Source organism: Arthrobacter sp. Y3223151 (assembly GCF_059091125.1).
Map to the genome: position 1 here is coordinate 1 of NZ_JBNHGI010000001.1, position 12611 is coordinate 12611.

The 12611-nt window shown below is 69.7% G+C and carries 12 protein-coding genes; 4 read left to right on the forward strand and 8 right to left on the reverse strand.

The window, feature by feature from the left end:
- On the reverse strand, positions 1 to 1483 hold a 1483-nt coding region (locus tag AC5RUP_RS00005), incomplete at its 3' end, for a DEAD/DEAH box helicase (protein ID WP_494158171.1).
- 237 nt (positions 1484 to 1720) lie between these two features.
- On the opposite strand from AC5RUP_RS00005, the gene trmB reads away from it, so the two are divergent.
- Positions 1721 to 2632 carry a tRNA (guanosine(46)-N7)-methyltransferase TrmB gene (trmB, locus tag AC5RUP_RS00010; protein WP_494154773.1) on the forward strand — a complete coding sequence of 304 codons (912 nt, stop codon included), beginning with the start codon at positions 1721 to 1723 and terminating at the stop codon, positions 2630 to 2632.
- A 30-nt stretch (positions 2633 to 2662) separates the two neighbouring features.
- On the opposite strand, the gene AC5RUP_RS00015 is transcribed toward trmB, so the two are convergent.
- Both AC5RUP_RS00015 and AC5RUP_RS00020 read right to left on the reverse strand, forming a co-directional pair.
- Positions 2663 to 3319: an anti-sigma factor family protein gene (locus AC5RUP_RS00015; protein ID WP_494154772.1), complete on the reverse strand. Its 657-nt coding sequence runs from the start codon at positions 3317 to 3319 to the stop codon at positions 2663 to 2665.
- Entirely contained in the window at positions 3316 to 3813 is a 498-nt protein-coding gene (locus tag AC5RUP_RS00020; RefSeq protein WP_494132246.1) for a sigma-70 family RNA polymerase sigma factor, read from the reverse strand. The genes AC5RUP_RS00015 and AC5RUP_RS00020 overlap by 4 nt, the downstream gene beginning before the upstream one ends.
- Positions 3814 to 4058: 245 nt before the next feature.
- On the opposite strand from AC5RUP_RS00020, the gene AC5RUP_RS00025 reads away from it, so the two are divergent.
- Positions 4059 to 4619, forward strand: a complete 561-nt coding sequence (locus tag AC5RUP_RS00025; RefSeq protein ID WP_494158172.1) for a COG4315 family predicted lipoprotein — start codon at positions 4059 to 4061, stop codon at positions 4617 to 4619.
- A 95-nt stretch (positions 4620 to 4714) separates the two neighbouring features.
- On the opposite strand, the gene AC5RUP_RS00030 is transcribed toward AC5RUP_RS00025, so the two are convergent.
- The 5 genes from AC5RUP_RS00030 to AC5RUP_RS00050 form a co-directional block, all read right to left on the reverse strand.
- Entirely contained in the window at positions 4715 to 5137 is a 423-nt protein-coding gene (locus tag AC5RUP_RS00030) for a heat shock protein transcriptional repressor HspR (protein WP_493978112.1), read from the reverse strand.
- A gap of 66 nt (positions 5138 to 5203) precedes the next feature.
- Complete coding sequence (locus tag AC5RUP_RS00035) at positions 5204 to 6172, reverse strand: DnaJ C-terminal domain-containing protein (protein ID WP_494132248.1); 969 nt, start codon at positions 6170 to 6172, stop codon at positions 5204 to 5206.
- A 130-nt stretch (positions 6173 to 6302) separates the two neighbouring features.
- Positions 6303 to 6968: a nucleotide exchange factor GrpE gene (locus tag AC5RUP_RS00040; protein ID WP_494154583.1), complete on the reverse strand. Its 666-nt coding sequence runs from the start codon at positions 6966 to 6968 to the stop codon at positions 6303 to 6305.
- A gap of 2 nt (positions 6969 to 6970) precedes the next feature.
- On the reverse strand, positions 6971 to 8845 hold the full coding sequence (gene dnaK / locus AC5RUP_RS00045; RefSeq protein WP_494064925.1) for a molecular chaperone DnaK: 1875 nt from the start codon (positions 8843 to 8845) through the stop codon (positions 6971 to 6973).
- A 146-nt stretch (positions 8846 to 8991) separates the two neighbouring features.
- Entirely contained in the window at positions 8992 to 11136 is a 2145-nt protein-coding gene (locus AC5RUP_RS00050) for an MMPL family transporter (protein ID WP_494158173.1), read from the reverse strand.
- A gap of 116 nt (positions 11137 to 11252) precedes the next feature.
- Between AC5RUP_RS00050 and AC5RUP_RS00055 the strand changes: the two genes are divergently transcribed.
- Both AC5RUP_RS00055 and AC5RUP_RS00060 read left to right on the forward strand, forming a co-directional pair.
- Positions 11253 to 11735: a MarR family winged helix-turn-helix transcriptional regulator gene (locus tag AC5RUP_RS00055; protein ID WP_494154853.1), complete on the forward strand. Its 483-nt coding sequence runs from the start codon at positions 11253 to 11255 to the stop codon at positions 11733 to 11735.
- 57 nt (positions 11736 to 11792) lie between these two features.
- The gene (locus AC5RUP_RS00060; protein WP_494000697.1) at positions 11793 to 12599 is read left to right on the forward strand and encodes a class I SAM-dependent methyltransferase; all 807 of its coding nucleotides are present in this window, start codon (positions 11793 to 11795) and stop codon (positions 12597 to 12599) included.
- Positions 12600 to 12611: the final 12 nt, after the last annotated feature.

Sequence of the window (12611 nt, forward strand, 5' to 3'; positions counted from 1 at the left end):
CCGACTGGCCGCGGCGCCCGGCGGACTCCGCCCCGGCGGCGCTGCGGTGGCTGCCGTGGCTGCGGGCCGCAACGTCCCTGCCGGCCTGGCCGCGGTTTTCGCCGCGGGCCGGCTGGCGCTGGCCGTTCTCCGGACCGCCGGCGCGTGCGGCGCCGGAGGCCTGGCGGGCTTCACCGGTACGGGTCCGTCCGCCACGGCTACCGCCGGACCGCATGGCCCGCTTGCGCTGGGCGTTGGCGCCGGTGGAGGTGCCGCCGCCGTGCTGCGGCAGGTTCGCTGCCTGCTGCTGGGCCCGCAACTGCGGATCGACCGGTGCGGCCACCTCGCCCACCAGTTTCGCCAGCAGTTCCGAGGACGCGGTGACGCTTTCGAAGGCGACGTCCACGCCGGCGGCCTTCATCAGCTTGCCGACTTCCAGCCGCTGTTCCGGCAGCGCCAGGGTCACGACGGTGCCGTCGGAACCGGCGCGGGCGGTGCGGCCGGAACGGTGCAGGTACGCCTTGTGTTCGGTGGGCGGATCCACGTGGATCACCAGTTCCACCTCGTCCACGTGCACGCCGCGGGCGGCCACGTCCGTGGCGACCAGCACGCGCACATGGCCGGAGGAGAACTCGGCGAGGTTGCGGTCGCGGGCGTTCTGCGACAGGTTCCCGTGCAGGTCCACCGCCGGGATGCCGGCGGCGGTGAGGGCCTTGGCCAGCTTGCGGGCGTGGTGCTTGGTGCGGGTGAACAGCACGCGGCGCCCGGCGCCGGCGGCCAGCCGGTTGAGCACCTGCTTCTTTTCGGAGGCATCGCGGGTCACCAGCACGTGGTGTTCCATGGTGGTGACCGCGGCCTGCGGGTCGTCCACGGAGTGGGTCAGGGGGCTGGACAGGTAACGCTGCACCAGCTTGTCCACGCCGTTGTCCAGGGTCGCGGAGAACAGCATGCGCTGCCCGCCCGCCGGGGTCGTGTCCAGCAGCTTCTTCACGACGGGCAGGAAGCCCAGGTCCGCCATGTGGTCGGCCTCGTCCAGGACGGTGATTTCCACCGATTCCAGCGTGATGATCTTCTGCTTCATCAGGTCTTCGAGCCGGCCCGGGCAGGCAATCACAATGTCGACGCCGGCGCGCAGCGCCTTTTCCTGGCGTTGCTGCGAGACGCCGCCGTAGATCACCGTGGTGTTCAGGCCCAGCTCGGCCGCCAGCGGCTCAATGGTGTTGTTGAGCTGGGTGGCCAGCTCACGGGTCGGCGCCAAGACCAGGCCCAGCGGGCGTCCGGGTTTGCGGAAATGGGCGGCCTCGCGCTCGGCGAGCCTGGCGACCAGCGGCAGCGCGAACGCGAGCGTCTTGCCGGAGCCGGTGCGGCCGCGGCCCAGCACGTCCCGGCCGGCCAGCGTATCGGGCAGCGTCTCGGTCTGAATGGGGAACGGGGCGTCAATGCCAGTGGCAGCGAGCTTCGAAGCAAGGGCCTTGGGCACGCCAAGGGCAACAAAAGTAGTCATAAGAAAGTGAGAATGTCTTCCGGTCAGTGTCCCCGCGGCAGGTTAGCCCAGGGTCGCCGAAGAAAAATCAGACAGTGCCAACCGCCCGGACCTGTCCGGTCACGTCGTTAGACGGAAAGCGGCGGCGCAATTGAAAGCGTTCATCGACGCAGGGAAACGCGTTAAACTGCGCCTCCGAGTAGCACCAGTCTAGCAGCACGTCCGGGCGGCCCGCGCACGGGCGATACTCTGGTGGGGATGACCAGCGACTCCCCCACCCCTGATTTTCCCGCGAACGACGACGGTGCGCGCCGCACGCAGCCCACCCACCTCGCCCGCCCAGTCAGCTTTGTGCGCCGCGGCTCACGGCTGCAGGGCCGCCGCCAGCAGGCCTGGGACGACTACGGCCCCACGTTCGCCGTGGACCTCCCGCGCCACGGCGGCGACACCACCGTGGACCCGGACTATGTCTTCGACCCGGCGGCGGCATTCGGACGCGAGGCGCCCCTCGTGGTGGAGATCGGATCCGGCCTCGGCGAGGCCGTCTGCCATGCCGCGGAGCAGCATCCGGAGTGGAACTTCCTGGCCCTGGAGGTCTACCGGCCGGGGCTGGCGCAGACCCTGCTGCGGATCGGCCAGCACGGCCTGTCCAACGTGCGGGTGGTGCAGGTCAACGCGCCTGACGCCCTCGCGACCATGCTGCCAGAGTCCTCGGTGGCCGAACTCTGGGTGTTCTTTCCCGACCCGTGGCACAAGACCCGCCACCACAAGCGGCGGCTGGTGCAGGAAAGCTTCGCGGACCTCGCCGCCCGCGTCCTGCAGCCGGGCGGGATCTGGCGGTTGGCCACCGACTGGTCCGACTACGCGATCCAGATGCGCCGCGTCGCGGATGCCTCGGCGGACTTCCGCAACCTGCATGCCGGCGAGCGCACCGGCAAGGACAGCCCGTTGACCCAGGTCTGGGAAAGCGGCGTGGAAGGCGTAGTGGGCGGCGCCCCGGTGCGCGAAGGCAAGATCCCGGTCAGTACCGGCAACGCCAGCACCGGTGAAGGCATGGACGAGCACGGCGGCTGGGCGCCCCGCTTCGACGGCCGGACCATGACCAGCTTCGAGCAGAAGGCCCACGACGCAGGCCGGCTGATCTTCGACCTCGCCTACCGCCGGAACTGATGTCCGGGGCCGGGCTGCCGGGCCTCCCGCTCAGTCCGTGGCCACGGCCGCCAGCGTTGCGTCCGCCCCGTTGCGCAGTTCCACCTGGACGATCTCGTCGGTGGCCATGGCGCAGGCTGCGGTGAGCGTGGCGCGGCCCGCCGGCGTCGCCTGCCAGGATGCCACCTGATAGGTGTACCCGGTGTCTCCGGTCACCCACAGGGTGAGCAGGCCGTCCCGGGGCAGCTGCTCCCCGGCTACCCGCATCTCGGTGCCCCAGGCCTTGTGCACCAGCGCCAGCTCCAGTTGCAGGCCGCCGCCGGCGGTCATCACATAACTCTCCGTCGCCGGCGGCTGCTGCTGGGTCAGCAGCGGCCCGATGGCCGCCCCTGCGACCAGGCACACGCCCGCCGCTGCCGCCACCAAGCCGGCCCACCGCCGTCGCTCTTTCCGCCGCCGGCGGGCCAGTTCACCCACCAGTTCCCGGGTGCGTTCCTCCACTTCGTGCTGCGGCGGCGCCGCCAGCTCCAACGCGGCCTCGCGCGGCAGCGCATCCAGCAGGTCGGGCAGCGTTTCCAGCTCCGCGGCCTCCCGGCGGCACTGGGGGCAGGAGGCCAGGTGTTCTTCGAATTCCGCCCGCTCCCGGCGGTCCAGCCCGCCCAGCACATAGAGGCCGAGCAGTTGGTGCAGTTCCTCGTTGGCGTTCACGGCTGCCCCACCCCCATCTCGTCCAGCACGGCGCGCAGGGCCTTGGCCGCGTAGAACGCCCGCGACTTCACCGTGCCCAGCGGAATGCCCAGCGACCGGGCGGCTTCGGACGACGTGAGCCGCTGGTAGTGCAGGGCGAGGATGATGTTGCGGTGCTCGGGGCTGATGCGTGCCAGCGCTTCCTCCATGACCACGCGGAGCAGGAGCCGCTCCAACTGGTCTTCTTCGCTGGCGGGCTCGTCCTCGCCCAGGCCGGTCTCGCCCGGCCGCCGGGCGCGGCGCCGGTAGCCGTCGATAATGACGTGACGGGCGGTTTGGTAGAGGTAGCCGCGCATGTTGTCGGTTTCCGGGCCGCGCTTCCACACCCGCAGGATCGTCTCCTGCACCACGTCCTCCACCTGGTCCGCGTCGGAGGTCGCGGCGCGCACGAACCGGCGCAGCGCCGTGGCATGGTCGCGGTAGAGGCGGGCCACGGCCTCGTCGTCCAATGCCACGGCCGCCTCCTTCCTCCCGGCAGCCCCGGCCGCCCCACCGGCGGCAGAACGTCCCCGCGCAGCGTTCCACGCGGCGTCCTACCGGGTACGACGACGGCGGCGGCGTTCCGGTTCATCCAGCCCGCGGGATCCACCCCGCCTGACGTTGAACCATTGTGGGCGCGGCCGGCGTCTTTGCCAATAGCGGGCCGCGCCCCGCGGCACGACGCTCCGGGCCCCGCCCGGGAGACGGCAAAGGAACCCTCATGAAGATCACACAGACAGCCGCGACGGCTATGCTGGCCGCCGCCATGCTGGGCCTCGCCGGCTGCGGCGGCGGCTCGGGTACGGAAACGCCTGCCGGCCCGGAGGCACCGCCGGCAGGCGAGGCGCCGACGACGGGCGCCCCCGGAATGACCACGCCGGCGGCGTCGGAGACAGACGGCGGGGAGACCGGCGGCGGGCAGGCATCCGGCGCCGCCTCTACCCTGACCACGGCCGAATCCGACCTGGGCGACATCGTGGTGGACGGCGAAGGCATGACCGTTTACTACTTCACCAAAGACGTCCCGGACTCAGGCGAGAGCGCCTGCACGGGCGACTGCCTGGCCGCGTGGCCGCCCGTCCTGGCCGAGGAAGAGCCGGAACTCGACGGGGTCACCGCGGATGTGGGCCTCATCGACACTCCGGACGGGCAACAGCAGGTGACACTGAACGGCATGCCCATCTACTACTGGGCGCAGGACAAGGCGCCGGGAGACACGACCGGACAGGGCGTGAACGACGTCTGGTATGTGGTCGCCCCCGACGGCGAAATGATCAAGTAGCTCCACGCCGCCATCCTGCCCGCAGCCGCCCGCCCCAGGCCGGCAGCCCGGGGCCGGCAGCTGCGGGCGTCCGATCACGGGCGCAGGCCGGGCGTTCAGCGCTGCGGACGCCAGACCATCAGCGCCTGGCTGCGCGGACGCGGCCGCTGGCCGCGGGCCAGCGTCACCACGTCGCCGGCGAGGCCGGCGGCGAACACCCGGCTGGAGTCGGTGCCCCGGCGCTGCCGGGCCATCAGTTCCTCGGAGAGGTCCCGGACCTGGGCCTTGAGGGCGGCGACCTCGTTTTCCAGCTGGAGGATGCGCTTGATCCCTTCCAGCGAGACGCCTTCCTGGGACAGCCGCTGGACCTCGCGCAGGGTGTTGACGTCCTTCTGCGAATAGCGGCGCTGCCTGCCCCGCTGGCGCGACGGAGAGACCAGGCCGAGACGGTCGTACTGGCGCAGGGTCTGCGGGTGCATGTCCGCCAGTTCGGCCGCCACCGAAATCACGAAGATCGGCGCGTTCATATCGATGCTCATGGTGCTCTCCCTCCTGCGCTTCGCGCGTTTCCCGTCCGGGCTGTCCCGACCTGTCGTAACGTCCCGCTACAGCCTGGCCTTGGCGGCAAGGTTTCCGCGCGGGTCGGACCCGGCGGTCGCCGCCGCAAAAGCGTTGACTGCGTCTTCGGCCTCTTTCCCAAGGTTCTGCGGGACCACCACGTCGATGGTCACGAGCAGGTCGCCGGTGTTCTTCGAGGTCTTCACCCCGCGTCCCTTCACGCGGAGCGTCCGGCCGGAGGGTGTCCCTGCCGGGATCTTGACCTTGACGAATTCGCCGGTCAGGGTCGGCACGTCGATCTGCGCGCCCAGCGCGGCCTCCGGGAACGTGACCGGGACGTGGATCCTGATGTTGTCGCCGTCGCGCTGGAAGAACGGGTGTGGCTTGACGTTGACGGTCACCATCAGGTCGCCCGCGCCGGCGGGGCCGGCCTGGCCCTTGCCGCGGACGCGGACCTTCTGGCCGTCTTTAATCCCGGCCGGGATCCGCACGTCAATCACCTCGCCGCTGGGCTCGCGCAACCCGATGGTGGTGCCGTTGATGGAACCGGCGAAGGAAATGCTGGTGGTCGCGGTGCGGTCGGCGCCCCTGCGCGGCGGCTGCTGCTGCGGGAAACCGCCGAACCCGCCGAACAGATCGGCGAACTCCGGCGGCACGGTGCCCCCGGAGCCGGCGCGGGTGCGGGTACTTTGGCCGAACAGGTTGCCGAAGATGTCCTCGAAACCGCCTGCGCCCGGCCCGCCGGCGCTGCCGGGTCCCCCGGCGCTGAAGCGCGCACCGCTGCCCATGGCGCGGATCGCGTCGTACTGCTCGCGCTCCCCCGGGTCAGAGAGGACCGAGTAGGCCTCGGAGATGTCCTTGAACTTCTTTTCCGAACCTTCATCCCCCCGGTTGGTATCCGGATGGTGGGTCCGCGCGAGCTTGCGGTACGCCTTCTTGATGTCCGCATCGGACGCGTCCTTGGAGACACCGAGGATCTTGTAGAAGTCCTTTTCGACCCAGTCCTGGCTAGCCATGCAGGCGCCTCCTTTCAGTTGTCACAAAGTCTATGGGCACGGGAGCCCCGGACGATGACGGGTTGGCCTCCGGCGGTCCGGAGGCCAACCCGTCATCTGCGGCTGGGCGCCGGGGCGCCCCCTGCCTGTGTCATTCCGCCGGTACGGCTACCACTACCTGGGCGGCGCGTAGCACGCGGTCGCCGGCCCTGTAGCCCAGGCGCAGGACCTGGCTGACGGTGTCTATTTCCACCTCGGCGTCGGGCTGCTGCATCAAGGCCTCGTGGATGTTCGGGTCGAATTCGACGCCGGTCTCCTCGATGCGGGCCAGGCCGTAGGTCTTGAGCACGCCGTCCAGCTTGGCGGCAATGGCCGCGAACGGTCCGTCCGCGAGATCGCCGTGCTGGCGCGCCGCGTCGATGTCGTCCAGGACGGGCAGCAGCGAGTTCAGCACGCCGATGACGGCCATCTCGCCGGCCACGGCGCGGTCGCGTTCCACCCGCTTGCGGTAGTTCACGTACTCCGCCTGCAGCCGGAGCAGATCGTTCTTCAGCTCCTCGGCTTCCTGCGACATGGTCCCCTGGGCAACAGATTCCCCCGCCGGGACCTCGGCCCCGTTCAGGATCTGCTCCGCCTGGGCCAGCGCGTCGGCGTCGGCGCCCTGGCCGGCCGCGGAGGTATCTCCAGCGGCCTGCCCGGCGTTCCCGGTGGCTCCCGCGGCGCCACGGACCTGTCCGGTTTCCGGATCGATCTTGCGGTTGTCGCGGAAGTTCACCGGCTCGCTCTGGTGTTCTTCTTCGTTACCCTTTTCGGCCATGGTTACTTCTTCTCGTCTTCGTCGACCACTTCGGCGTCCACAATGTCCTCGTCGGCCGCGCCGGAGCCGGCCTCGGCGGAACCGTCACCGGCGGCTGCACCGTCACCGGCCGCGCCGGAGGCCTGCGCCTGCGAGTAGATGGCCTCGCCCAGCTTGGTCTGGGATGCCTGCAGCTTCTCGAACGCGGCCTTGACCTCGTCGTCGTTGTCCTGCTTTTCCAGGGCGGACTTCAGGGCGTCGACGTCGGCCTTGACTTCGGTCTTGACCTCTTCGGGCAGCTTGTCGTCGTTGTCGGCGAGCAGCTTGTCCACGGAGTAGGCCAGCTGCTCGGCCGAGTTGCGGACGTCGGCGGCCTCGCGGCGCTTCTTGTCCTCGGCGGCGTGCTCTTCGGCCTCCCGCACCATGCGGTCGATGTCGTCCTTGGACAGCGCGGTGCCGCCGGTGATGGTCATCGACTGCTCGGCGCCGGTGCCCTTGTCCTTGGCGGACACGTGCACAATGCCGTTGGCGTCGATGTCGAAGGTGACCTCGACCTGCGGCACGCCGCGCGGCGCCGGCGCGATGCCGGTCAGCTCGAAGGTGCCCAGCGGCTTGTTGTCGCGGGTGAACTCGCGCTCGCCCTGGAAGACCTGGATGGCCACCGACGGCTGGTTGTCATCGGCGGTGGTGAAGGTCTCGGACCGCTTGGTCGGGATCGCGGTGTTGCGCTCGATCAGGTGCGTCATGATGCCGCCCTTGGTCTCGATGCCCAGCGACAGCGGGGTGACGTCGATCAGCAGCACGTCCTTGCGCTCGCCCTTCAGGACGCCGGCCTGCAGGGCTGCGCCCACGGCCACGACCTCGTCCGGGTTCACGCCCTTGTTCGGCTCCTTGCCGCCGGCCATTTCCTTGACCAGTTCGACGACGGCCGGCATGCGGGTGGAACCGCCGACCAGGACGATGTGGTCGATGTCGGAAACCTTGATGCCGGCTTCCGTGATGACGTCGTGGAACGGCTTCTTGGTCCGGTCCAGCAGGTCCTTGGTGAGGTCCTGGAACTTCGCACGGCTGAGGTGCTCGTCCAGGTGCACCGGGCCCTCCGGCGTGACCGAGAGGTACTGCAGCGAGATGTTGGTGGAGGAGGCGGAGGACAGTTCCTTCTTGGCCTGCTCGGCCGCTTCCTTCAGGCGCTGCAGGGCGATCTTGTCCTTGGACAGGTCGGCGCCCTTGGCCTTGGCCTGCTGCAGCAGGAAGTCCACCACGCGCTGGTCCCAGTCATCGCCGCCGAGGCGGTTGTCGCCCGAGGTGGCGCGGACCTGGATGGTGGAGAACTCGTCCTCGTCCTTGCCGACTTCCAGCAGGGACACGTCGAAGGTGCCGCCGCCGAGGTCAAAGACCAAAATGAGTTCGTCTTCCTTACCCTTGTCCAGGCCGTAGGCCAGCGCGGCGGCGGTCGGCTCGTTGACGATGCGCAGGACGTTCAGGCCGGCAATCTCGCCGGCTTCCTTGGTGGACTGGCGCTCGGCGTCGTTGAAGTACGCCGGCACGGTGATCACCGCGTCGGTGACCTTCTCGCCCAGGTAGGACTCGGCGTCGTGCTTAAGCTTCTGCAGCACACGGGCCGAGATTTCCTGTGCGGTGTAGTTCTTGCCGTCGATCTCGACCTTCCAGTCGGTACCCATGTGGCGCTTGACCGAGGCGATGGTGCGCTCGATGTTGTTCACGGCCTGGCGCTTGGCGATCTCGCCGACCAGCACCTCGCCCGACTTGGAGAACGCGACGACGGACGGCGTGGTGCGGCCACCCTCGGCGTTGGCGATGACGGTGGGTTCGCCACCCTCCAGAACAGAAACAACGGAGTTGGTGGTTCCGAGGTCGATACCTACTGCACGAGACATACGCGTGTCCTTCCTTTGCGGCAGCTTTCGCGGCCTTGATTACTGTTGCAGCCCGACATCCCGGGCGTACCCGGGCGGCACCGCATGAGCGGCAGCCGATGTGAGCCTTCTGCACTCAAGTTTACTCGGGCGACGGACTTTGTCAATCAAGTTGAGCGTGCTGGACTCAAGTTCTGCTCCGCCGTGTCCCGCGAGAGGCCCCGCCGGGACAGCCTGGCCGGCCACCAGATTTTCGGTCCGAGGTCGTAGGAAAGTGCCGGGATCAGCAGCGACCGCACCAGGACCGTGTCCAGCAGGACACCGAACGCCACGATGAACGCCAGCTGGACCAAGAACAGGATCGGGATCACCGCGAGCGCGGCGAAGGTCGCCGCCAGCACCACCCCGGCCGAGGTGATGACGCCGCCGGTGGTGCCCAGCCCCCGCAGGATGCCGGGCCGGGTGCCCAGCCGCAGGGACTCCTCGCGCACCCGGGTCATCAGGAAGATGTTGTAGTCGATGCCCAGCGCCACCAGGAACACGAAGCCGAACAGCGGCACCGACGCATCCGCCCCCGGGAAGCCGAAGACATGGTTGAAAACCCACGCCGAGACTCCCAGGGCCGTGAGGTAGGACAGCGCCACGGACAGGACCAGCAGCACCGGGGCCAGGATCGAGCGCAGCAGCAGGATCAGGATGAGCAGGATGACGCCCAGCACCATCGGGGTGATCTTCAGCAGGTCGGCCTGCGCCGTCAGGTTGGTATCCAGCGCCACCGCGGTGACGCCGCCGACCAGCGCGCTCGGATCGGCGCCGTCCAGCGCCCCGCGCAGGTCGGCAACGGTGCCCTCGGCGGCTTCGGAGTCCGGCACGTCCCAAAGCGTGGCATTGATCAGCACCCGGCCGTCCAGTTCCACCACCGCGTCGCCGCGGGTGTAAAACTCCGCGGACGCCACGCCCTCCTGGTCGCTGACCACGTCCAGCACCTCGTCCCGCACGGCGGCATCGGCGACGACGACGGCGGGGCTGCCGGTGCCGGCGTCGAAGTGCCGGCCCAAGGCCTCCTGCCCGTCGGCGGAATCGGTCTGCACCATGACCAGCTCCGACTGCGGCACGCCGTGGGCCTGCAGTTGCAGCACGCCCAGCGCCCCGGCCACCAGGACCAGCACCGAAGCCAGCCAAGTCACCCGCGGCCTGCGGGCAACCAGCCGGGCCACCTGCAGCCAGAGCCCGCGCAGGCCCTCGGTGCCGGCCACGGGGCGGTCGGGCCGCGCGCGGTGCAGGTGGTGGCCGGGGCGGGGCACGATCGGCCAGAAGGCGGCGCGGCCGGCCAGCAGCAGCACGGCGGGCAGGAAGGTCAGCGCGGCCAGTACGGCGAACACGATGCCGATCGCGGCGATCGGCCCGAGGCTGCGGTTGGAGTTGAGGTCCGAGAACAGCAGGCAGAGCAGGGCCAGGATCACCGTGGCCCCGGAGGCGGCGATCGGCTCGACCGAACCCCGGTAGGCGGTTCTCATCGCCGCCCATTTCGACTCCTGCCCGCCCAGCGCCTCGCGGTAGCGGGCCGTCAGCAGCAGGGCGTAGTCGGTGGCGGCGCCGATCACCAGGATGAACAGGATCCCCTGGCTCTGCCCGCTGAGCTGGATCCAGCCCTGCAGGGCGAACCAGTACACCACGAGGATGGCCGTGCAGAGGGCGAACACGGAGGTGAGCAGGACCAAAAACGGCAGCAGGACCGCGCGGTAGACCAGCAGCAGGATGACGAACACGGCGCCCAGCGCCACGGCCAGCAGGAGCCCGTCGATGCCGCCGAAGGCATCCACCAGATCGGCGATGAACCCGGCCGGTCCGGTCACATAGCCCGTGGCGGAAGCCGGGAGCTCGGCAGCCAGCACGGCGCGCAGGCCGGCGACCACCTCGCCGGTATCCAGGTCCTCGGGCACCGGGACGATGAACTGCAGCGCTTCGAGGTCTTCGGACGGAATCGGGCCGACCACCCCGGCGGCGCCGCCTCCCCCCGGCCCGACGGCATCCGACAGCCGTTCGGCCAGCGGGGCGTACTCCGCCAACTGCTGCGGCTGGAGCGGGCCGTCGAATTCGACGACGACAATGGCCGGGACCGCATCGGCGTCCAGGAACCGCTCCTGCCAGTCGCCCGCGGCGGTGGATTCGGCGCCGGCCGGAAGGAATCCCGCCTGGTCGTTGGTGGACACCTCTGAGAGCTTGCCGAAGGTCGGTCCGCCCAGGCCCGCGGCGGCGAGCCAGGCAACCGCCACCAGGGCGGGCAGGAGCATTCTGAGCCAGCGGGCCATGGGAAACCGAACCTCTGTCAGTCGACGGGCTAAAACAAGCTCCACTATAGAGTAGTTCCACGGTGGAGATAAGCCCCAGGTGAACTATCCTTGGAGAGGTTGCCGGAGGGAGGAACGTGGCGCACAAGGAAGAGCGGCTGCTGCTGTTGCTGCAGCAGTTCGTCGTGGAGAGCGAACGCTACATTGAAGCGGTCAGCCAGCGGGACGCCCTGCACCGCACCGACCTCAACGCCCTGGCCGCGATGGTCCGGGCCGCCGCCGACGGCCGCACGGTGACTCCGGGCAGCCTGCGGAACGAACTGCACCTCAGCTCGCCGGCGACCACCGCGCTGGTGGACCGGCTGGACCGCTCCGGCCACGTGAAGCGCACCCGCAGCGACACCGACCGCCGCAAGGTGCACCTGGAGCTGACGGACCTGGCCCGCGCCACCGGCGGCGCCATGTTCGCACCGCTGGCCCGCAACATCGGCCGGGTGCTCTCCGACTATCCGGCGGAAGACCGGCAGCGGCTCGCGGCGTTCCTGGCGGACATCATCGCCGCCACCGAAACCGCCTGTGCCGAAGTCACGTCGGCCGAAGTCGCGTCGGCCGACAAATAGCGCAACATTCCGGCACGGCAGCTACGTGGCCGCGGGGGCCCGGAGTAGTCTCCCACTATGAAGGACGAGGTCTACTCCCACGGACACCACAAAAGCGTGGTCAAAGCCCATGCCATCCGGACCGCCGAGGACTGCGCGGCCTACCTGCTGCCGGAGCTCAAGCCCGGGATGATGCTGCTGGACGTGGGCTGCGGCCCGGGCAGCATCACCGTTGACTTGGCCGAGCGGGTGGCCCCGGGACAGGTGACCGGATTGGACCGGTCCGACGATGTCCTGACCCAGGCGGCCGAACTCGCCGCCCTGCGCGGGATCGAGAACGCCACCTTCGTCGCGGGCAACATCTACGACCTCGAGTTCGATGACGACACCTTCGACGTGGTGCACGCGCACCAGGTCCTCCAGCACCTGACCGACCCGGTCGCCGCGCTCTACGAGATGCGGCGGGTGGTCAAGCCGGGCGGCATCGTGGCCGTCCGGGACGCCGACTTCCACGGCATGAGCTGGTACCCGGAACTGCCCGAACTCGACGACTGGATGGAGACCTACCAGCAGCTCGCCCGCGGCAACCGCGCCGAACCGGACGCCGGCCGGCACCTCATCGCGTGGGCGCAGGCGGCCGGCTTCCACGACATCACGCCGTCGTCGTCCAACTGGCTGTATGCCACCGAGGAGCAGCGCCGCTGGCAGGGCGAGGTCTGGTCGGAGCGGGTCCTGCACTCCGGCTACGCGGAACAGTCGCTGGAGCGGGGGCTGATCGACCGGGCCGGGCTGGAACGGATAGCCCGGGGGTGGCTGACGTGGGCCGCTGCCCCGGATGCGTGGTTCCTGATTCCCAACGGCGAGATCCTGGCCCGCAAACCCTGATCCCGCCAGCTG